This window comes from Cupriavidus consociatus (assembly GCF_017814975.1).
In the GTDB taxonomy this organism is placed as follows: domain Bacteria; phylum Pseudomonadota; class Gammaproteobacteria; order Burkholderiales; family Burkholderiaceae; genus Cupriavidus; species Cupriavidus consociatus.
In genome coordinates this window covers 1-455 of sequence record NZ_JAGIQA010000173.1, presented here as the reverse complement: position 1 = coordinate 455, position 455 = coordinate 1, and the positions used below count along the sequence as shown (strand labels likewise).

Genomic DNA, 455 nt, shown 5'->3' with positions numbered 1-455 from the left:
TCGGTCGTCGTCATCAAGTTCGACTTGAGCGTCGATGTCGGCCAGGCCGCGCAGGACGTGCGCGACAAGATCGCGCTGATCCGCCCGCACTTCCGCGACGAGGTCAAGGACCCCCGCGTGATGCGCTACGACCCGTCCGACGCCCCGATCTTCTACCTGTCGGTGTCCAACGCCCCGGGCGCCAGCCGCAGCCAGCGCGAGCTGACCACCATTGCCGACCAGATCGTGCGCAAGCGCCTGGAAACGGTGCGCGGCGTGGGCGCGATCAATATCGTCGGCGGCACCAGGCGCGAAGTCGAGATCCGCATCCGTCCCGCGCAGCTGGAAGCGCTGGGCATCGGCGTCGACCAGGTGATGAACGCGATCCGCAACGAGAACCAGGAGTTGCCCGCGGGCGAGCTGCGCTCCTCGTCCACCGAGACCGTGGTGCAGATCAAGGGCCGCGTGCCCACGCC

1 protein-coding gene is annotated in these 455 nt (G+C 68.4%); it reads left to right on the top strand.

Annotated elements, in window-relative coordinates; genetic code table 11:
* On the top strand, window positions 1-455 hold a 455-nt coding region (locus tag J8I82_RS37955; RefSeq protein WP_209765788.1), incomplete at both ends, for an efflux RND transporter permease subunit.